15 protein-coding genes are annotated in these 20631 nt (G+C 54.9%); 3 read left to right on the forward strand and 12 right to left on the reverse strand.

Annotated features, from left to right (window positions below):
• Positions 1-2 precede the first annotated feature (2 nt).
• Positions 3-4928 (reverse strand): PVC-type heme-binding CxxCH protein, encoded by a 4926-nt coding sequence (locus PSR63_RS20995; RefSeq protein ID WP_274327635.1) that lies wholly within the window; start codon positions 4926-4928, stop codon positions 3-5.
• A 207-nt stretch (positions 4929-5135) separates the two neighbouring features.
• Between PSR63_RS20995 and PSR63_RS21000 the strand changes: the two genes are divergently transcribed.
• From PSR63_RS21000 to PSR63_RS21010, 3 genes are all read left to right on the forward strand, one after another.
• Positions 5136-6560, forward strand: coding sequence for a right-handed parallel beta-helix repeat-containing protein (locus PSR63_RS21000; RefSeq protein WP_274327636.1), 1425 nt, complete (start codon positions 5136-5138; stop codon positions 6558-6560).
• 105 nt (positions 6561-6665) lie between these two features.
• Complete coding sequence (locus tag PSR63_RS21005; protein ID WP_274327637.1) at positions 6666-7802, forward strand: HlyD family secretion protein; 1137 nt, start codon at positions 6666-6668, stop codon at positions 7800-7802.
• Positions 7799-10003: an ABC transporter permease gene (locus PSR63_RS21010; RefSeq protein WP_274327638.1), complete on the forward strand. Its 2205-nt coding sequence runs from the start codon at positions 7799-7801 to the stop codon at positions 10001-10003. Before PSR63_RS21005 ends, PSR63_RS21010 begins: the two co-directional genes overlap by 4 nt.
• 55 nt (positions 10004-10058) lie before the next feature.
• On the opposite strand, the gene acpS is transcribed toward PSR63_RS21010, so the two are convergent.
• The 11 genes from acpS to PSR63_RS21065 all read right to left on the reverse strand — a co-directional run bounded on the left by acpS (position 10059) and on the right by PSR63_RS21065 (position 20352).
• Complete coding sequence (gene acpS, locus PSR63_RS21015; RefSeq protein ID WP_144974444.1) at positions 10059-10469, reverse strand: holo-ACP synthase; 411 nt, start codon at positions 10467-10469, stop codon at positions 10059-10061.
• Between the two features lie 16 nt (positions 10470-10485).
• Positions 10486-11469, reverse strand: a complete 984-nt coding sequence (gene trpS / locus PSR63_RS21020; protein WP_274327639.1) for a tryptophan--tRNA ligase — start codon at positions 11467-11469, stop codon at positions 10486-10488.
• Positions 11470-11605: 136 nt separating this feature from the next.
• Positions 11606-12523: a dihydroorotate dehydrogenase gene (locus PSR63_RS21025; RefSeq protein WP_274327640.1), complete on the reverse strand. Its 918-nt coding sequence runs from the start codon at positions 12521-12523 to the stop codon at positions 11606-11608.
• Positions 12524-12719: 196 nt separating this feature from the next.
• Positions 12720-12938, reverse strand: a complete 219-nt coding sequence (locus PSR63_RS21030; RefSeq protein ID WP_105356031.1) for a hypothetical protein — start codon at positions 12936-12938, stop codon at positions 12720-12722.
• 123 nt (positions 12939-13061) lie between these two features.
• Positions 13062-13502: an HU family DNA-binding protein gene (locus PSR63_RS21035; protein WP_207398727.1), complete on the reverse strand. Its 441-nt coding sequence runs from the start codon at positions 13500-13502 to the stop codon at positions 13062-13064.
• Positions 13503-13840: 338 nt separating this feature from the next.
• The gene (locus PSR63_RS21040) at positions 13841-14272 is read right to left on the reverse strand and encodes a YkgJ family cysteine cluster protein (protein WP_274327641.1); all 432 of its coding nucleotides are present in this window, start codon (positions 14270-14272) and stop codon (positions 13841-13843) included.
• Positions 14273-14355: 83 nt separating this feature from the next.
• Entirely contained in the window at positions 14356-15516 is a 1161-nt protein-coding gene (locus PSR63_RS21045) for an aminotransferase class V-fold PLP-dependent enzyme (protein WP_274327642.1), read from the reverse strand.
• Between the two features lie 147 nt (positions 15517-15663).
• A complete protein-coding gene (moaA, locus tag PSR63_RS21050) occupies positions 15664-16671 on the reverse strand; it encodes a GTP 3',8-cyclase MoaA (RefSeq protein WP_274327643.1) in 1008 nt (335 codons plus the stop codon).
• A 4-nt stretch (positions 16672-16675) separates the two neighbouring features.
• Positions 16676-17119 carry a molybdenum cofactor biosynthesis protein MoaE gene (locus tag PSR63_RS21055; RefSeq protein ID WP_274327644.1) on the reverse strand — a complete coding sequence of 148 codons (444 nt, stop codon included), beginning with the start codon at positions 17117-17119 and terminating at the stop codon, positions 16676-16678.
• Between the two features lie 9 nt (positions 17120-17128).
• Positions 17129-17374, reverse strand: coding sequence for a MoaD/ThiS family protein (locus PSR63_RS21060; RefSeq protein WP_274327645.1), 246 nt, complete (start codon positions 17372-17374; stop codon positions 17129-17131).
• A complete protein-coding gene (locus tag PSR63_RS21065; RefSeq protein WP_274327646.1) occupies positions 17371-20352 on the reverse strand; it encodes an anaerobic glycerol-3-phosphate dehydrogenase subunit C in 2982 nt (993 codons plus the stop codon). The genes PSR63_RS21060 and PSR63_RS21065 overlap by 4 nt, the downstream gene beginning before the upstream one ends.
• Between the last annotated feature and the right edge of the window lie 279 nt (positions 20353-20631).

Here is a 20631-nt window from a genome sequence, read left to right on the forward strand (position 1 = left end):
TGTTACTTCTTCGGCAAGGGAGATTTCAAAAACTCGAGCAAGTTAGCCATTTGGTCGAGCGGAATCTCCTTTTCCATTCCATCGGGCATGAGTGACCGATCGCTCGTTTGGAATAGTTCAATCTCGCTTCGCGGGATCTCCTGCATTTTGCCGTCGGCCATTTGCAAAACAATGGATTGCGGCGACTGGTGCGTGACGATCCCGCTGAAGGCTTGGCCATCCACGGTCAAGATTTGGCTCGCAGCATACTTCGGTTCGACCTTTCCGCTTGGGTTGAGAATGTCGAACAGGATCGCTTCCCGCGGTCGATTGGAAGAATCGGCCAAGTCCGGGCCAACGCTTGGCTGTCCCGCTTCGGCAGGCACATGGCACTTGGCGCACTGCTTCAAGAAAACAGCACGACCAGCCAAAGGACTGCCGATCGTATGCGTAGCCGTTTCGTATTGCTTCAGGACAGCAGCTCGATCTGCACTGGCTCCGCGTCCGAGCAATTGTTCGGCAAGTTTGCGAATCGAATCACTGCGATGCTGACGAAGTTGCGTCTGTTGATCAAGGCTCAAAGCGGTGACGCTTACTGTGCCTTTTTGAATGCCGCCCAGGATGAAGTCGACTCCACGGGTGTTCTTCAACAGCAGTGACAGGGCCGTTTGACGTACCGATGGCTCTAGCTCGGGCCAGAGGTCGGCAAGAAGCAGTTCTCGGTTATCGGTTAGCGAACCGGCGAGTGCGGTTATGGCCGCCTGCTGTACCAAAGGAGGCTCGCGAGGTGAGCATAGGCTGGCAAAGAAGTCGTCTTCGGCCAATGATGCCGATCGCAGTAGGACGATCGCATCGCCACGTGTCTGTGGAGATTCATCTTCCGCTTTTGCCAAATCAAGAAGCTTCTCAGTGAGATCCTGCTTGCCATTGGGGATCTTGGAAATGAAGGCCTGGAATCGCTTCCCTTGGGCAAGCCCGTCGGCTATTCCTCGGAGAATTGCCAGTTGCTGAGACGCATCTTGCTGCGCCATTGCCTTTTTGAACGTTGATCCCAGTTCCTCGTCGTTCGACCTGGCGCCTACCACTTTTGCCAGCCGATAGGTGAGATCGCTCGTGCTCTTGATTTTGTTTTGAGCAAGAAGCGAAGCGGCACATTCTTGGGTCGCAGCCACGATCGCATCGGCAAACGCAGGGTCATCTCCGTCGCTTGAAATCAAGTCACTGAGTACGGTGACCTTGCCCGAATCCTCGGTCAATCCCATCGCCAGGGCAAGTTGGTAGCGAACCCAGGGAGAAGCATCGCCGGTCATCCCAAAGACGCTCTTCAGTGTCTTTTGTTGTTTGGGCCAGTGTCGAGAAGCAAGTCGAATAGCGGCAGCACGGACTTCGCTATGGTCATCACCGAGAGCCTTTTCGATGGTTCCATTATCAAGTTGGTTTAGGCCTTCCAGCGTCCAAATCGCATGCAGACGTGCGAGGGGGAATTTCGAGGTGGTAGCCAATGCGACTAGTGCATCGGCCGCTTCGGTCTTCTGACCTTCCACAAGAATTTGCTGGGCAGTGCGACGCCGCCAACCGTTGGCATCTTCCAACATCTGAACAAGTCCGTCGGTCGTTTTCGGCAGCATGTATGTTTGTTGGGTCGTCCTTTGATCAGGCACGACTCGCCAGATTCGCCCACGGTCGTCACCGGCTCGCCAGTCGAGTTGGGCAGCGATCTCGGGTGGAAGGAATTTGGGATGCTCGACCCAAAGTCGATACATATCGGCCAGATACAGCATGCCATCGGGACCATTGGCCAGGCTCGCAGGGCGGAACCACGTGTCGGTCGAAGCGATAAAGTCGGCGTCTTCCCGGGCACGCTGCGATGAAAGTGTGGCTCCATCACGCGTCACAATTGCCCTGGTGACCAGATGCCCAATTGGTTCGCATGCGAAGACACTACTTTCCATTGTCGGACCTAAACCAGCCCCGACGTACGCAGTGGTACCACAAGCCGATGTGTGCGTACCAGCGTGAGAAAGCCAGTTGCTTTTCATCGCTACCAGGGGGAATACCTTTGAGTCGCCGCCAGATGGAGCGACATCGTATTGCACGCGATGCAGTGGAGCATAGCGATTGCGGGCAGCTTCTTCGGTCGACATGGTCGTGGCAATAATCGGATTACGGTTGGTGCTGAATAGTCGATCTCCCCAGGCCGTGAAGGTGTTGCCATATTGTCCTGTGCCGCTGGCGGAACCGAATTCATAGGTCAGTGGATCGATCCAGAATTCCGTACGCCCTATCGTCGTCGGTTCCTTCTGGCCTGGACCTAAAATCTTTCCGATGCCGTAGTTGAAGTAAATGCGATTGTCCAATCCCCAGCGAGGGCAACCAATTTGCATCTGAGGATGCGCTGGCTGGAATCCGCGAAAGAGAATTTCCCGAGAGTCGGCAACATCGTCGCCGTTCTTATCCTTAAGCAGGATCAATTCGGTTTGAGCACATGCCAAGATTCCACCACTCAGCGGCATTAAGCTATGACAGAAGTTCAGCTTGTCGGCGAAGACGGTTCGCTTGTCCATCTGCCCGTCGTTATCGGTATCTTCGACAAGCACGATGCGCGATAGTGGGGCCGCTCCTTCCTCGGACGGTCCAATGGGGTAATCCCCATATTCGGCAACGAACATGCGTCCGTTGGGATCGAAGGCTATGGCGACAGGGTCCATTACCAACGGTTCCGCCGCTACCAGTTGCAAGTGGTAACCTGGCTCGACCTGAAATGTCTTAAGTTGCTCAGCAGCTGACTTGGGGGGCGGTGTTGCCTCGTTGACCCAGTGGCGTCCTCCTTTGTTTTTTTCTTCCTCACTCAGCTTGGCGGTTGTGTCGCTGGGTTTCGTTCGGCCGTCGTCAGCAAGGGTGGCGATTTCTTCAAGGGATAACGCTCGATTGAAAATCGCCACTTCGTCCAAACGTCCTTCCCAGTTGCTGGTGTCATTGGCATGTCCCCCGATGTAAACCTGGTCGGTTGCCGCGGTGGAGTCGGCCTGGGCTTCGATTTCCAGTTGTCCGTTCAGATAGATACGCACCATGTCGTCTGTGTGAACCAGCACGACGTTGGCCCACTCCCAACGTTCGATAGGCGTCTTGCCGTACGTCAGTGTCGCGTCCGCGGTTTCCAGGACGAGCTTGCCTGCGTGGTCTCCCTTTCCAGCGATCCCAAGCGACACACCGTTGGAGAGGAACCATCCCGCGATCGGACGTGCGTTCAGATCGTGACCATTCCAGATCCATTGGCTGATCGAATATGTTTCGCCAAGCTCAGGCGCGTCGGCGACGATCCGCCCGTCTGCAAAGTGCGCGGCCCGGTTTAGCTCGGTCTCTGTCGCCAGAGATGGTCCATCGGCGCCCTCCAGAAAGAAGACGACTCCGTCTTCGATGGCTGCCGGTTTGGCATTGGGGGAAAAGTCACGGGCATTGGGGCCTTCCATGTCGTGCAAGGGAAAGTAGCGAATCGGTCCCAGCTTATGGATCGAAGCCGCCATCTTGCTTTCAGGGGGCAGCGATTCCCGGCGAGGTTGGCCGGTAACTTTTTCCAATAGCGCTAGATCCGCCTCGACGATCTTGGGCTCTGCGGTGGTTTCGAGGCCTGCGGAGCGGGCTGCCCAGGTGTTGTACCCCCCGAGAACATGTTGTTCCGGTGGTGGAATATAGCCATCGCCTCCGTTGGCCAACTCAATCACCATGGTCTGCGGCAGAGGACTGCGACGTTTGAGCTTAAGGCCGGTCAGTGCATAGGTTTCGTTCGGGGTAGTCGCAATGGCAATTGAGCCAATCCGTAGTGCCTGGAGGACGATCTCCGTTGACTGCCGTTCGTTGAGAATAACCTGCTCGCGGGCATAGACTTCGGCCGGTGTCTTGGGGTTGCGATCTCCCATCTCAGTGACAATCTCTTGGGCCCACGTGAGTCGCTCGGCAGTAGGAACTCGGTAGTTCAATCGCATACGCGTTTCTGCCATAGCCAACGGCGCTTCCCGTTGGTACTCGATCCCCTCCAACGCTTGATGCGTTTTGGCGACCATTCCATCGACGAAACCATCGAAGGTCTGGTTGGTCCCGGTGCGGTAATCGACGCGCCAGATGTCGCCGCTACAGCCATGCGACATCACAGCAACAAACTTTGGCTCCCCCTTATCGTTCTTCCCCAACGCTTCTTCAAGTTTTTCGCAATAGGCTCCAAAGTAGTCAGCCGCGCCGCCGCCGCTGAAGTAATGCATCGAAAAATTCGCCAGCAAGGCAATTGGCTCACCGTCGAGCGATTGGAACGAAATGATCGAGAGTTCCGGGTCTTCAGGACCCGATTCGCCGGTGACGTTTTCAAGATTGTTCTTTGCTGTGTGCATGCTGGCACGCACGGTCAACTCTCCGAAGGGATCTTCCCGTTCTTGGCCAGGGCGAAGGATCCAGCGGCGGAGGGCGGTAAACTCGTTGGCATCGGTCGAGCCCCAGCCCACTTGGGCAGGTCGCAAGTTCTTTTCTGCTTCCAGAATTGCTTCGGCCAACTTGATACGCAGGTAGGGGACATACGTCGGATCAGCGTCCGTTCCCAACGCACCCATCGACGACGGGGCCGTGTGGGTGTGCGTTGCTGAAATGAGCATATGATCAGGACGAATCTTGGCCCGTTGTGCGGCTAGTTGCTTGGCGCTGTCAGCAAGATCCTTGGGAAGCATGCAGCTATCGGTGACAACAATTGCGATCCGGGTCTCACCATCGTCCAGCACGATCGCTCGGGCGTGAATATTCTTGGGTTCCCCCTGGCGGGAATAGAAGCCACCATTAATCAAGACAGGAAAAGACTGCGGCGTAATGTCGATTGACGCAGCACCTACCTTAAGTTCGGCTTGAAGCGCAAGCGGAGACATGAGAAGGATCAGCAACGCAAAAACAACACAACAACGAAGTCGCATAGTCAGATCTCCGGTCGAGGATACCGAATCGGCGGAAGGAGGGATGCGAAGTCAATATGCCACTTCACTGACGATGACGCAAACATTCTTTTAGCTTTGAAAGCGTTTGCAGAACAAAAAATGACGAAATATGATGTCTCGTGGTATGTTTTTACAGTTTTGGCGTCAAATGGCGCTACTTTAACCGTTCACAAGAGGGGTGGATTGATGTCACTTACCAAGTCTCGCACGAGCACGATCAGTTGGAATCGTACGAGTCGAGAGCACTCGTTCCATCCATTTTCGCCTCTCGGTCTGATCCTGCTCGTCGCCAGCACGATGAATGCAAGCTTTGCCGTTGCGGATGAACCGGAGGCAATCCCGGCGACGACGGTGGACGTCGACACGACGGTTCGCGCATTTGGCGCCGGTGGCGATGGTGTGAACGATGACACCGAAGCAATTCAAAATGCGATCAACGCTGGTTCGACCGCGATTCGTTTGCCGCGAGGGACGTATCGGATTAGCAAACCGCTGATCGTCGACTTGGATAAAGTAGGTGTGACCTCGATTGTTGGTGACGGAACAGCACGCATCATGATGACCGGACCGGGGCCGGCTATTCGGTTCGTGGGAACGCATGAGGGGACGGCATCGCCTAAGACCGTTAAGCCTAACGTGTGGCAAAATCAACGCATGCCGCTTGTCGATGGGATCGAAATCATCGGCACCCACGATGAGGCCGACGGAATCGAGGCCGTGCGAACGATGAAGTTGACGATTTCGCGTGTCGTCATTCGTCAAACTCGCCACGCGATTCATCTAGTCGACCGTAACCGAAACGTGATCCTCTCCGACTGTCACATTTATAAAAACCACGGCGCGGGCGTATTTCTAGACAACGTCAACCTTCATCAGATCAACCTTTCGGCATGCCACATTAGCTATAACGATGGCGGTGGGTTTGTCTCGAAAGGTGGAAATGTTCGCAATATCCACATCAGTGGCTGTGACATCGAGGCAAACGTTCAGAATGTCTTGATCGACAGTGACGGATCGAAGTATGGAACGGCCGAAGTTTCGGTTACCGGTTGCACGATCCAGCATTCTGGTGGACCAGGTTCCGCTAATGTTCGCTTTGTTGGTGCCAGCCCAGAAGGCGAGTCTTGCTGGGGGTTGGTGACGATTGCCAACAATATTCTGAGTGATGTCGAAACGAATATCGACATCCAGAAAGCCCGTGATGTTATCATCAACGGAAACACGATTTCCAGCGGTTACAAGTTCAATCTTCGCGTGGAAGATAGCATGAATGTGGTGGTCGGCCCCAACGTCCTGGGTCGGAATCCACCGTACCGGGATGTAGACACGTGCGATAACGCGGTTCTGTTTCGCAACTGTGATGGCGGTACGGTTACCGGTCTGCATGTTCATCAAACGCTTCGCGCAGAGGCCGGAATCATGCTGGACGCATGTCGGCGATTTCATGTAACGGGCTGTACAGTGCTTGATTGCGCTAATGCGGGGATCTTCTTGAAGAACCTGGAAGATTGCTTGATTTCCGGCAATCTGCTGCGTCATCGGGATACGGGCGACAAAAAATGGGAGCCAATGGTCGTTGTCGGTGGACGCGAAGTTAAGATCGTTCCTTGATGCTTCGATACTGTCCGCGTGACCGGCGCGTAGGACTCGGTAGAATGGTAGGAAAGCCTAGTGGTCTCCATGAGTTAACTTCCTACGCACAAAAGATGGGTATCGATGATATACCGCTTCCTGGTGATTGGTCTGGTGATTATCGTCCTGGGCGGATTGGTCGCGTATAGCAAGTTTGTGCCTGAGCCGAACGTAGTCTCAGGCTTTCTAGAAGCCGACGAGATAAGAATTGGGTCTCGTATCGGCGGCCGCGTGAAGTCGGTACTCGTGGAAGAGGGAGACCCTGTCTCGAAAGGGCAGCTTCTTGTCGAGCTCGAGCCGTTTGATCTGCTTCAGCGAGAGCAAGAGGCGATTGATGTGCTTGCTCAGCGAGACGCCGATTACCAACGCTTGAAGGCTGGGTTTCGCGTCGAGGAAATTGCCCAGGCTGAAGCACGATACCAGCAATCTCAAGCATATCTCGACAAACTGAAAGCAGGCCCAAGAGAGCAAGAGATCAAAGCGGCTCGTGGACGCGTAGAAGTCGCGGATGCGGCATTGGTTCTCGCGAAGCAGAACTTTACCCGCCGCAATGAATTGTTTGAAAAGAATACCATCTCACGGGAGGAATTCGATTCGGCCAGCAAGGAATTGGAAGCGGCAATTGCCGAAGCTGGTGTTCGTACTCAAGAACTCGACCTGCTTGAGGCTGGAACGCGGGAAGAAGAAATCCGCGAAGCAGAAGGGCAACTGGCCGAAGCGAAGGCTGCCTACGAACTGGTTAAGAATGGCTCTCGCAAGGAAGACATTGCCGAGGCAAAGGCAGCTCGCGACGCGGCCCAGGCATCGGTCGAAGTGATTCGTGAGCAGAAGAAGGAATTGCAGATTGTTAGTTCCGTCAATGGATTTGTCGAAGCACTCGATCTGCAACCAGGCGATCTCGTCGGGGCCAGCGCTCCGGTGCTTTCGGTCCTCGATCAAGAGAATCTCTGGGTGCGTTGCTACGTTCCACAGAACCGGCACGCAGTAGAAGTTGGCGAAAAGCTGCGTGTGACCGTCGATGGATTGCCGGACGAGGAGTACCTCGGTGAGGTTGTCTTCGTCTCGCGTCAGGCCGAGTTTACACCGAGCAACGTTCAAACGCTGGAAGATCGCTCGAAACTCGTGTTTCGCACGAAGGTAGAACTGGACGAGAAGGTCGGTCGACTTCGTCCTGGGATGACCGTTAATGTGTCGCTCGCTCCGATTGAGGATGCTCAATGAACGACACGGATGTGGTCATCGATGTCCAAGAGCTGACACGTCGATTTGGCGATTTTACCGCGGTGCGGAATGTCAGTTTTGCGGTCAAACGAGGAGCCATTTTTGGTCTCCTAGGCCCTAATGGAAGCGGCAAGTCGACAATTATCCGCATGCTTCTGGGGATTTTGCCGCCGAGTGATGGCGGGGCGATGGTCCTTGGTAAAGATGCCTACATCGATTCGGAGAGCATCAAGCCGCGGGTCGGATACATGTCCCAGCATTTCAGCTTGTATGCCGACCTGACCGTTCGAGAGAATCTTGAGTTCTACGGCCGTATCTATGGGCTCAGCTCCGAGCGACTCGAACAGCGGAAGAAGGCGGTCATGGACCTGACCGGCATCAACGACTTCGTGAATCAATTAGCCGGGACGCTTTCGGGTGGTTGGAAACAACGACTCGCGCTGGCATGTTCCTTGATTCACGAGCCTGACCTGTTGTTCCTGGATGAACCGACCGCTGGGATCGATCCGGTGGCTCGGCGGCACCTATGGGATTTGCTCTTTGAACTCTCGGGTCGTGGCGTCACGCTGGTTGTCACTACGCACTACATGGATGAAGCGGAACGCTGCACTGAGGTTGGGTATCTCTACCTTTCGCGATTGTTGGTGCTCGGGAAGCCTGATGAGTTAAAGACACTGCCGCAGATCACACCCGAGGGGACAAAAAGGTACGAATTGCGTGTGCCTCGCGCAACTGAACACCTGGCCAATTTACGACAACAGCAAGGTGTTCGGGATGCAACCCTCTTCGGTGAGACGCTACATGTGTTGATCGACGAAAGTGTATCGCCTGACGAGCTCAAGGGGCATCTTGGTCTAGCCGATCAGGAAGTTGAACTGCGACCGATTCCCCCTTCACTGGAAGATGTTTTCGTTACGCTAACAGCCAATGCGGAGAAGGAGGGGGCAGATGAGTTAAAGGAAGAAATTGAAGAAGGACTCTCAAGTGAACCAAGTGAAGCCAAAGTCAAAGCCTCTTCCGGAGCTAAGCCGTCGGTGAAACGAAAGCCCGGGAAGACCTTATTTGGGCTGTGGGCAATCTTGATGAAAGAGTTCTTTCACATCCGCCGACAACCGATCACTCTGTTTTTCATGTTGGTTGTTCCGGTGATGCAGACCATTATTTTTGGGTATGCGATCGACACGGAAATTGAAAACATCCCCATGGTGGTGCTGGATCTCGATGGTCGACAGCAAGCTCGCGAGGTCGTCGCGGCGTTTCTAAATACACGCAAGTTTCAACTTGAACGGCGGGTGTACGATGTCGAGTCATTTCATCGAGCACTCACGTCGGGAAGAGCGAAGGTTGGGTTGAAGATCCCTCCAAACTTCTCCGACCGATTATTGCGTGGAGAGCAGGTTCAACTTCAGGTCCTGATCGACGGAAGCGATTCGCAGGTCGCAACCACGGCCCAAAGCACCGCTCAGCTACTCGGGCTCAACCTTTCCATGGGAAGGGCAAAGAACGTTGCCGAGACCCTCAGTGTTGCGCCGGCTCGCGACGAAAACGGTCAGATCGCATTGCCGATCGATACTCGCACGCGACTGCTCTATAACCCGGATCTCGACAGTGCCCACTTTTTCGTACCGGGATTGATCGGGATCATTTTGCAATTGGTGACGTTGTTTTTGACATCATTCGCGATCGTAAGGGAACGCGAGCATGGAACACTGGAACAGCTCTTCGTTACGCCTGTCGGTCGCATGGGACTATTGCTGGGAAAGCTCTTCCCCTATGCAATGATCGGCTTCGTCGAACTGCTGATCGTGCTATCCGTGATGATTTATGCGTTTGGGGTCCCCGTGAACGGCAGCATTATTCTTTTGCTTGTATTGTCGATGCTATTTATGGTGTGCTCGCTGGGCCTAGGGCTGTTTGTTTCCACCGTGGCAACGACGCAGTTGGAAGCCGTTCAGTTTGCGTTCATTATCATGCTACCCTCGGTTCTATTGTCGGGGTTCATGTTTCCGCGGAGTGAAATGCCGCTGCCCATCTACATCATCACGTTCGCGATTCCCGTAACGTACTTCATAGAAATACTTCGCGGCATCGTCCTGCGGGCCGCTGATTTTTGGGACCTGATTCCTTCCGTGTTGGGATTAACCCTCTGCGGGCTGGCCGTCATTTCAGGAAGTGTCATGAGATTCCAAAAACGACTGTAATGCATACAAGTGCTCAGTCGTGTGCAACGGGTTCTATCAGATGTCTCTGAGAATCTTAGGGCCGCGGATTGCTCAGCTGAGAGGTGTCACCCAGGGCCAGGGCATAGGCAACCGCATGCGTGCGGCAATGGCTGATGCTGATTTGAACTTCTTCAATCCCGCGTCGCTTGGCAGAATCCAACGCTCCGCCATACAGGTGAATGATCGGCTTGCCGCCGAACTGATTGGCAACTTCTACGTCGCGCCAGGTGATCCCTTTGATCCAGCCGGTGCCAATCGCTTTGAGAACCGCCTCCTTAGCAGCCCAGCGGCCAGCGTAGTGCTGGGTAGCCGCCTTGCGCTCGCTACAGTATTCAATCTCATGCTGAGTGTAGACCCGGTTGATGAACATCTCACCATGACGCTCAATCATTTGGGCGATCCGCAGGCACTCGATGATGTCGGTTCCGATTCCGATGATTTCCATGGGTATTGTTGCCTGCCTACTTCAGTTTCGCGTGCCAGCTAGAAATGCCAGAGGCCTCTTGAGCCCGGGTAAGTACTTCGCGGGCTTTCTTTCGTGCGACCTGGGCACCATCCCCGAGAATTTCCTTTAAGCGAGCTGGGTTGGCAACCAACTCGGCGCGGCGCTCATGGGCTTCAGCAAAGTAGGCTTCCGCTGCTTCCGCCAAGGCCTTCTTCACATGTCCGTAGCCGAAGCCGCCCTTGCGGTAGAGATCGGCCATTTCCTGCAGCGGTTCTGGCTCGGCAAACAGCGAGTACAGCTGGTACAGGTGATCCGTTTCAGGGTCTTTCGGATCTTCCATCGGCCGCGAATCAGTCACGATCCGCATGATCTTTTTGCGGGCCTGCTTTGGCGGCTCGAACAACTCGATGGTGTTGTCATAGCTCTTAGACATTTTCTCGCCATCGGTGCCAGGGACCTTCGCCGAGGCATCCAGCACCTGTGGCTTTGGTAGCACGAAGACTTCGCCGAACTGATGATTGAAACTCTGGGCGATGTCTCGCGTGACCTCGATATGTTGAACCTGGTCTTGCCCGACCGGGACGACATCGGAGTCGTAGCCCAAGATGTCCGCAGCTTGCAGCACAGGGTAAGTGAAGAGGCCCGCGTCGGCTTTGAGCCCTTTATCCTTCTTATCCTTGTAGCTGACACAGCGTTCCAAGAGGCCCATACCGGTACCGGTCATAAGGATCCAGCATAGCTCGCTGATTTCCGGCACATCCGACTGCACGAACAGCGTTGCCTGATCGGGATCTAAGCCGAGAGCCAGAATATCGAGAGCCATATCGATGGTGGCCTGCTCGAGCTTCTCGCGGTCGCGAACCGTCGTCAGGGCATGCAGGTTGGCGATAAAGTAGAACGACTGCTCGTTTCCTTGCAGCTCGATATACTGCCGAATCGCACCAAAATAATTGCCCCAGTGGGGACGTCCTGTCGGCTGAATACCGGAAAGAACACGCATGGATCTTGTCAGATTACTGGAAGGAACAAAGTCAAAACCAGCGGGTTATTATGACGGACAAATGGGGAAAGTGTCACCCCGGGGGCCGGAGAAGGGGACCGCAGTTATCACGGATCCGGAGAAATGCGTGTGTGAGCTACGAAGGCAGTTGTATCGTACCGATCACTTCTTTCACGCTCGATGCTCCCAGGGTGCTGAGTGCCCCCGGCAATTCGGTCACGACCCGATTGCAGAGCGTCGGATCGAAGTAATTGGCTGTACCAATCTGTACCGCCGTGGCTCCGGCAACCAGAAATTCCATCACATCGTCCAACGAACTGATGCCGCCGATGCCAATGATCGGCACACTCGTGGCTTTCGCGATCTGAAAGACGCATCGCAGGGCGACCGGTTTGATGGCTGGTCCTGAAAGGCCACCGATCACGTTGCCCAGCATGGGCTTCTTACGTTTCCAGTCGATCGCCATCCCTTGCACGGTATTGATTGCTGAAACAGCATCGGCCCCACCAGCTTCGGCTGCCTTGGCGACTGCGGCGATACTGGTGACATTGGGCGTTAGCTTGGCGATGATCGGATGAGGGCAAGCTGCTCGGACTTCCGCTACGAGTTTCTCGCAGGTGGCGGGGTCGGTTCCAAAGTCGATACCACCACTGACGTTGGGGCACGAGATGTTCAATTCGATGGCGGCGACCTGGGCGTGTTCCCCCAGTTGGGAAGCCATACTGACGAAGTCTTCCTTCGTTTTGCCAGCGATACTGACGACCAACGGAGAGCCGAGCGAACCTAAGTAGGGCAAGTGATTGGCGATGAAATAGTCGATACCGTCGTTATCGAGCCCGATGCTGTTGAGCATCCCGCCCGTGGTTTCGACCGTACGCCAGGGCTTATTGCCAGGACGAGGGCTGCTAGTGATCGTTTTCGGCAAGATTCCGCCGAGCTTGGCCAAGTCGACGATGCCCGCCATTTCCTTCGCGTAGCCAAATGTACCGGAGGCGACCAAAACAGGATTGGGGAGCGTCAGTCGCCCCAACTGAACGGCAAGATCAACAGACATGCGTTTTCGCTGGCGAAGGATTTCAATCGAAAGCGGATTTTACCGCGGAAAGCTAAGCCAATCGTATCGGGGTAGGAAGGATCTCGCAACGAGGGCGAATCGGCAGAGCGTAAACGAAAAGACACCACCAACCTGCGCAGCGGCAGACCGGTGGTGTCTCGTTTCACGGTTTCGGAGTGTTCGGTGCAGGGCAGCGTTAGATGATGCCGCCGTGGGTACGATATGGAGCCAAGTGGCTAGGCTGGTCGAGGAACCAGATGCGTTGCCATTCTTCCAGAACGTGTCGCAGATTTTCCGAAGTGTAGATCAATTCGGTCGTACGAACGCTTGGGTCGGCCGAGTAAATGGGCAAGAAGCAACCAGTGTTGCTCATCAAGGCGAATCCAAGCAGCAAAGCGATGATGAAGTTACGCATCTCATTTCCTCCGTGAAACTTATGAAGCGGTCATCCTGACCGTTTGCGTTCATTTGTCCATCGACCAAGGATTGAATCTTGGAGAGTTCGGAGAGGCCTAACTTCGCGTAGCGGCCACCCAGCTTAGCTACCGTAATCACCCGGGCCAGAGCTCGGTGGGTTCGGCGGGCTAGGATAAGCCGATGGGTAACCGGGCGAGTCATTCGACTGGGGAGGGGAGTAGGGCTGCTGCTGGGGTGGTGCCGATTGTTGCTCGGCTTCGAGTCGGCCCTGTCGGTCCTTCTCTTCCAGCTGTCGAACCCGTTCTTCCATCTCCTTGCCAGGCTTGAAGGTGACGACGTACTTTTCGTCGACATCAACCTTTGCACCCGTACGCGGATTGCGGGCCTTGCGAGCGGCACGCTTCTTGACCTCGAAAACGCCAAAGTTTCGTAGCTCGATGCGACCATCCTCGACGAGGGTAGTCACGATAGCATCGAATGTCTTCTGGACGATTTCTTTCGTCTTGAGTTGTGTGAGCCCGATCTCTTCAGAAATCGTCTTCACAATCTCTTTTTTGGTCACGAGGCGACTCCCACACGAGGATGAATTGAGTTGTCGTAAGTTTTCCAGACTTCCGTCAGCAATTGCTCCAAGTGTAAGTGCCACAAGCACTAGAGTCAAGCTCATTCTGGACTTGCGCAGATTTAACGCGACGCAAGCAACTTGACTTCTGCCCTTTTTCAGGCTTCTCCGAACTATCCAATTTTCAAAGATCCAAGGTCTCGGAGACCGTAATTTCAAGCGTAAATCAAGACTTTTCAGCCCCTGCCGTTCGAACGTACCGGTCTCCGTGCAATCGTTATCGACGGAATAATCGGTAAATCTTCAATCCAAACTGGCCAGTTGGACCCGAAAATTCCTCAAATTCGGATCTCGCTCGCTCGGTCCTGGATCTCTTCGAGGCTGTAGAGACGCCCCTTACCGCTGCCGGGGCAGAAATCGCAGGTAGCCTGCCAATCCTCCGGCGTCTTGATATTTGAGTCCCAAAATGGCCAAGTACGGCACTGTCGGGGCCGTGCGGAATAAACGGTACAGCCCTTGCTTTCGGTATCGAGAAAAACACAGTCGCCAGTTGAGTATTCCTTCAAACTCTTTCGTAGACCGACTTCTCGGACATAAACCGACTCGAATTGCTCGACGGTCATGCCTGCAAAGTCTGCCATGGCTTGGATTTCGGCCGCATTCACCCAGACATAACCCGGGCCGCCGGTGCAGCATCCACCGCACTGGGTGCACTCGAATTGAAGCCCATCCTGGTACCAAGGTTTACTTTGATCGGGTTTCTTACTCATGGCGATTGGTGCTGTTTTGAAAGTCGTCCGTGGGTGGCTTGGCCGGCATGCGACCTTGGGTCGGCCATTATTTTGCCGAACTGCTATCGCACGATTGCCTGCATTGCTTCCAGCGTGCGATCAATTTGTTCGGCCGTGGTGAAGATACTCAGGCTGAATCTCAGTGTACCGCCCGAGCCCAACGTGCCCAGGTGCTGGTGCATGAGAGGGGCACAGTGTAGTCCTGCTCGACACTGCACGCCGAAGGCCGAATCGAGTGCTGTGGCGAGTTCGTGCGGGTCAAACGATTCGACCTGAATGCTTACAACGCCCGTGCGATGTTCCAGGTTCTGCGGCCCCAGAATGCGTACCTGGGGCATCGATTGCAGACCTTCGATCAGGCGGCTGACATTTTGCATCGTATGGCGATGCAGGGCTGTAACCGTTTGCTCGCGGATGTATTCGACCCCGGCACGAAGTCCCAGAATACCGGTGACGTTGGCATTGCCACTTTCGAACTTGGCAGGTAGTTCGTTGGGCTGCTCGTCCGATTCACTTTTGGTGCCAGTCCCGCCTTGGCGTTGGCATTGCAACAACTCTGCCACTTCCGGTTGGAGGATCATGGCGCCTGTCCCTAGCGGACCCAGCAGTCCCTTGTGCCCGGAAAAAGCCACCATGTCGATCGGTGTCTCTCCCAGGTTCAGGTCGAGATGACCCGCCGACTGGGCTGCATCGACAAGCATGCGTACACCGCGATTCTTGGCGACGTGATAGATTCCCTCGACTGGCTGAATCGCGCCAGTCACGTTGGAAACATGCGTGATGGCGATCAAACGCGTGTTGCCTTGGATCGCGTTTTCGATGGCTTCTACGGACACGCGGCCATCTTCGCCAGCCTCGACATGGGTGAGCTCGATTTCGAGCGTCTTGCGCATGGTCGAAAGGGGACGCAGGATCGAGTTGTGTTCGACCGTGGTGGTGATAACGTGATCGCCGCGTTTCAGGAACCCGTGCAAGGCCAGGTTCAGCATGTCGGTGCCGTTGTAGCCGAAGATGACGTGTTCTTGGGAATGGGTTCCAAATAAGTATGCGATCTGTTTACGCGTATCCCCGATCAGTCGTTCGACCTCATTGGCCTCACGATAGCCGCTTCTGCCGGCACAAGCTCCCAATTCCGTCATGTGATGCTGTACGGCTTCCACAACGCTGGCAGGCTTGGGCCAACTTGTTGCTGCGTTATCAAGGTAGATTCGTTCTCTTGCCACCGTGTTTTCATTTCCTTATTGGCCCGTGAACCCCCGATTGCTTCGCAATGTTGGGGAGGCCGTGTGACGTTTTCAAAACTCGGTCATCCGTGGAAATCGCATCCTGCATTTGCCGCATTGCGACTCGTGAAATCCGAGAGTGTCTTCCTATCCCCCGATTTGGTACATAGCTCGCTCTGGCGGAACAAACTCGGGGGAGTCCATTCCGTGTGATGGTTTCTTGGCCTGGACACAGGAATGTAGTCGTGCTGACAAGTCGGCATCGGTTCCCCCTGTGCGTAGAACTTGTCGAGCATCCCACTCTTCGCTTCCGAACAGGCAGTTTCTCAATTGCCCTTCTGCTGTGATTCGCAGTCGGTTGCACGTGCCGCAGAAGGGTTCGGTCACGCTGTTAATAAATCCCACGCGTTGTCGACCATCGGCATATTCATAGTCGACTGCCGGTTGGCTTTTGTCCTCACGGTCGAGATCATGCAGCGGCGCGACTTCCTGGGCAATCATCTCACGCAACTGTCGACCGGAAAGGACCTGGCTTTTGTCCCAGGCTCGATCCGCATCTAACGGCATGAATTCAATAAAGCGTAAATGGAGGTCGTTTTCACGCGCAAAATTGGCCAGCGGGACAATTTCGCACTCTGTGAGATTCTGAATCGCTACCGCGTTTAAGCGTACATTTTCAAAACCGACCGATTTCGCGGCGGCAATTCCATCGAGTACCTTCTGCACGCCTTGGCGGCGTGTGATTCGCTCGAAGAGTTCCTCACTGAGGGCATCCAGACTGATATTCAATCGGTCAAGGCCGGCTGACTTGAGGTCCGCGGCCTGATCCGGCAAAAGAATGCCATTGGTTGTCAGGGCAATTTCCTGGATTCCAGGTACCGCCTTGAGCATTTGGATGAGCTGCGAAAGGTTCGACCGAACCAGTGGTTCTCCACCGGTCAGTCGCAACTTGCTGATTCCGTGACCTGCTGCGACACGTACAACACGCGTCATTTCCTCAAAGGTCAGCAACTCGTCACGAGGCTTAAAGCGAGCATTCTCCAGCGGCATGCAGTAGAAGCAGCGAATATTACAGCGATCGGTTACGCTAATTCGCAGGCTGGTATGCACGCGCCCGAAGCGGTCGATCAGCGGTGTGTTCGGTTCGATAGACATGCTTCTATTGTAACGTATTTTCGTCCGACCGCTGAACCAATCCGGGGTGAACCCAATCGGTCGAACCGCTGGCCCAATGCTCTTTTTTCCAGACCGGGACGAGCTCCTTGAGGCGATCCATCAGCCAGCTTGCCGCCTCAAATGCATCTCGCCGGTGGGGTGTCGAAACTGCCACCGCCACGCTAGCTTCGCCGATGGGGACTTCGCCGAGTCGATGGATGAGGACGCATTGGTCAATGGGCCAGCGCGCTTTGGCCTCGGCCTCGAGCTTTTCCATCTCGCTGGTGGCCATGGGAACATAAGCCGTGTAGGTCAGCGTGACCGTTTCCTTGGCATCGGTAAACTGCCGTGTCGTTCCCAGAAACAAGACCACGGCACCTGAGTTGGGCGAAGTCACTGTCTGGGTGACCGCCGAGGCGTCAATCGACTGCTGGGTAAGTTCAACCATTTTGGAAAGTTACCCTCCACTTACCGGAGGCAGGCAGGCGACTTCGTCGGTTTCCTGAACCTCGACGGCATTGCCGGCATATTCATTGTTCACCGCGAAAGCGCAGCTGGGGAGGACTGGTTCCAAGGCAGAAATCGATTCACCCAGGTTTTTGCGAATTGCACCAACCGTGACGGGTTCTTCCAGGTCAAGTGATACTTCCTCGCATCCTGCCAGATCTTGGGTCAAGGCAAATAGTTTGACGCGTATTCTCATGTCACAAACAAGTCTTGCGAGGAGGGAGAGAACAGATCGGTATCTGGCTCAAGAACGCCATATGACTTGGCCAAAAGTTTGATCGGATGAACCACCGCCTTGTTACCGGCCTGTTCGATTTGCATCTTACAGGCGCTGCACTCAGTGGAGCCGATTTGTATCTGCTTCCCGCGCATCGCAACGATGAGATCCCAGCCGATTCTCAAACTGCTACGGAAATTGTTGCGTGTCAGCCCAAAGGTACCAGCCATGCCTGAGCAACCTTTTTCGATCGGACGTACGGAGAGGCCGGGAATCAATTGCAGAATTCGTTGACCGTACGAGGCGTCGTGCATCGCTCGCAAGTGACAGGGGACGTGGAAACCAACCGTAAGATTCATGGGTTTCAAGTCGAGTTCTAACTCGCCATGGTGGTGGAGGTCCCACAGGAATTCACACGCTTCGCGGGTATTCTCGGCGACGATCTTGGCGTCATCCGAATCTAACAGGTTCAAATATTCGTGCTTCAGTGCCATCACCGCCGATGGTTCGGTAGCGACGATTGTATAGCCCTGGCGAACGGCTTCGGCCAATGCTTTTACGTTCTTGTGGGCCAGTCGCGCCGCCATGGTGACGGCTCCTTGCGAGATCGAAGGCATCCCGCTGACTTGCTGCTTAGGATGGACATAAACCGAGATGCGATTATGATCCAACACGTTCACAAACGCTTGAGCGAGTTGCGTATCAAAAAGATTCGCATAGAGATCGACGAAGTACAACACCTTGCGGCCGCTGCGACGCGTCGCGGTTGTCAGACCTCGTCGCGCGGCTTGTTTCACAAAACTTCGATTGGCCAGTCGCGGTAGCTTGCGTTGTTTGGCCAGGCCTATGAAACGTTCCATCAGCCAACGCATCGCCCGATTGCCCAGAGCCCAGTTGGCGATGCGGGGAAAACGATTTCCCCAGAGAGCCCAGCGATGGATCTTAGCTTGCAGCGATCCGTCCTGCGTCAAGCCATTGGCATCAACATTACGGGCCCGCATCTCGAGAACGATGTTGGGAATGTCGACGTTCGATGGACATTCGACACGGCACTGATGGCAGTGGAAACACGTATCAAGGATTTCCTTCGTCTCCGTCGAGTCTAAACTGTCTGGTGGGAGCTGACCCGATAGGACGCCGCGAAGTAAATTGGCCTTGGCTCGTGGCGATGCATCTTCACGCGAGTCGAAGCGAAAGATCGGACACATCCGCGTATCCGCACCATATGTTCGGCAACGCCCGCAGCCGTGACAACTTCGAGCTGCGGTGGCCATTTCCTGCGGCGACCAGGTCAAAATGGGAAGCTCAAATTCGCTCGGATCGTTTTCTTTCTTCTTTTCCGAGTTCGCGGAACCGTCGCTTGCTTCCGGTTGCGGTACTAACTCGACCCGCCTCACCAGTTCCATGGGCGAGAATGTCGACGAGAGGACCTTCTTGCCGGGATTCAAGATTCCCGCAGGATCGAAAAGACGCTTGATTCGTCCGAACAGGTCGTACAGCGGTCCGTATTGCTTGGGGAGGTAGGGCGTGCGGCTAATACCGTCACCGGACTCGCCACTGAGTGAACCACCCACCTTGAATAGCTCTTCGTAGGTCTCGTCCGCGATGCGTTCCAACTTGGCCAGGTCACTTCGATCAGCCATGTTGAGTAGCGGGCGAACATGCAAGTGCCCGTGGGCCGCATGGGCAAAGATCGAAGCGATCGTTTCGTGCCGCTTCATCACATCCTGGACTTTGGTCAGGAAGTCCGGTAGTTGCTGCGGCGGGACCGTCATGTCTTCAATGAATGGGAGCGGACGCGTATTCCCTTTCAAGCGATAGAGAATCGGCGTCATCCGACGAGCCAGTTCCCAGTAAGTACCGACCTCTTTCGGGCTGGTGGTGATTAACGAATGAAAAGCCAGCTTGCGACGCCGTCGAATTCGATCTGCGATCTTTTCCAGTTCCGCGTGAACGTCGGCCTGACTTTCTCCAGAGTATTCAACCAGAAGCATCGCTTCGGTGTTTTCTGGAATCAGGTTGGAATAGCGGGGATCAGTTTCACGGGCGATGGCCAGGATTCTGCGGTCGAGCAAATCGCAGGCACTTATCCCGGCAGACCCGAGTTGTACGGCGGCCTTAGCGGCATTGTCCAAGCGTTCAAAAAACAGCAGCACCAAGCCGCGCGACTTCGATTTTGGCGATGTGCGGAGCTTGGCCTGAGTAACCAAAGCCAGGCTTCCCTCGGAACCTGCGAGGATCTTCGCCAGATCAACAACGTCGTCTTCGACTACGCCGGAAAGACGATACCCACTTCCTTGGTTGAACGTCTTCGGCAAATTGCCTTGAATTTTGTCGGCATGCGATTCCATCAGCTCGGCAATGCCTGAGGTGATTCGTACCAACTCCGGCGACTCCAGGTGAGCCACTCGATCGAGATGAGTTGGTTTGATGTTAACGACTTCACCGTTCGCCAGAACGACCTGTAGTTCCAGGATGTGATCGCGGGCCGAACCATGTTGCGGCCAGTGACTGCCAGAAGCGTCGAGCGCGATGACGCTTCCCATGGTCGTCACACTTCGAGTCGCCGGGTCGGGACCAAAAATGCGATCACGCTGAGCAAGATGCCGATTCAGGTTGGCGAGAACGACGCCGGGTTGCACCCGTATCCAGTCGTCACCCGTTTCCAGGATGCGCCGCATCGAGTGTGCGAAATCGAGCACGATACCGGAGCCGAGCGATTCACCGGCCATGCCTGTGCCGGCCCCGCGGGCATGAATGGGAATCTGGTTTTCTGCAGCATACTGGACGGTCGCCGAGACATCGGACGTACGGCGTGGACGCACAACGGCCAGCGGTTTGACTTGAAACAGGCTGGCGTCGGTCGAATAGAGTTCCAGGAACGTATCGTCGCAGCGGATCTCACCATCGAGGACACCACGGAGATCGGCTCGAATTCGTTCTCGTTCTAAATCCATCGGCTGCGAGTCGGAGACGACCCGTCATATTGCGGCACGTGCAAAGTACCTGACCTGCAGGTTCAGGCTTGATTTTAACGGAAGTAGGCTGCCAGGCAGGAAACGCCAAAGCCACACTACGACGCTTCAATGGTACTCATAAGATGCGACTCTGCACAGGGATACCCTTACAGCAAAGCAGGTTACGTCGAATCTTAAGTATTTGAAATACTCTGCTCGACTAGGCGAGAGACCGCATCTCAAGTATCGATTGCCTCTTTCTCCTGAAGGTTGTCTTGC

This window comes from Bremerella sp. P1 (assembly GCF_028748185.1).
Classification (GTDB): domain Bacteria; phylum Planctomycetota; class Planctomycetia; order Pirellulales; family Pirellulaceae; genus Bremerella.

What these genes read in the sequence shown, in the direction of transcription:
- PSR63_RS20995 (WP_274327635.1), bottom strand. Translation starts at nt 4,928, where the DNA reads ATGCGACTTCGTTGTTGTGTTGTTTTTGCGTTGCTGATCCTTCTCATG.
- PSR63_RS21000 (WP_274327636.1), top strand. Translation starts at nt 5,136, where the DNA reads ATGTCACTTACCAAGTCTCGCACGAGCACGATCAGTTGGAATCGTACG.
- PSR63_RS21005 (WP_274327637.1), top strand. Translation starts at nt 6,666, where the DNA reads ATGATATACCGCTTCCTGGTGATTGGTCTGGTGATTATCGTCCTGGGC.
- PSR63_RS21010 (WP_274327638.1), top strand. Translation starts at nt 7,799, where the DNA reads ATGAACGACACGGATGTGGTCATCGATGTCCAAGAGCTGACACGTCGA.
- acpS (WP_144974444.1), bottom strand. Translation starts at nt 10,469, where the DNA reads ATGGAAATCATCGGAATCGGAACCGACATCATCGAGTGCCTGCGGATC.
- trpS (WP_274327639.1), bottom strand. Translation starts at nt 11,469, where the DNA reads ATGCGTGTTCTTTCCGGTATTCAGCCGACAGGACGTCCCCACTGGGGC.
- PSR63_RS21025 (WP_274327640.1), bottom strand. Translation starts at nt 12,523, where the DNA reads ATGTCTGTTGATCTTGCCGTTCAGTTGGGGCGACTGACGCTCCCCAAT.
- PSR63_RS21030 (WP_105356031.1), bottom strand. Translation starts at nt 12,938, where the DNA reads ATGCGTAACTTCATCATCGCTTTGCTGCTTGGATTCGCCTTGATGAGC.
- PSR63_RS21040 (WP_274327641.1), bottom strand. Translation starts at nt 14,272, where the DNA reads ATGAGTAAGAAACCCGATCAAAGTAAACCTTGGTACCAGGATGGGCTT.
- moaA (WP_274327643.1), bottom strand. Translation starts at nt 16,671, where the DNA reads ATGTCTATCGAACCGAACACACCGCTGATCGACCGCTTCGGGCGCGTG.
- PSR63_RS21055 (WP_274327644.1), bottom strand. Translation starts at nt 17,119, where the DNA reads ATGGTTGAACTTACCCAGCAGTCGATTGACGCCTCGGCGGTCACCCAG.
- PSR63_RS21060 (WP_274327645.1), bottom strand. Translation starts at nt 17,374, where the DNA reads ATGAGAATACGCGTCAAACTATTTGCCTTGACCCAAGATCTGGCAGGA.
- PSR63_RS21065 (WP_274327646.1), bottom strand. Translation starts at nt 20,352, where the DNA reads ATGGATTTAGAACGAGAACGAATTCGAGCCGATCTCCGTGGTGTCCTC.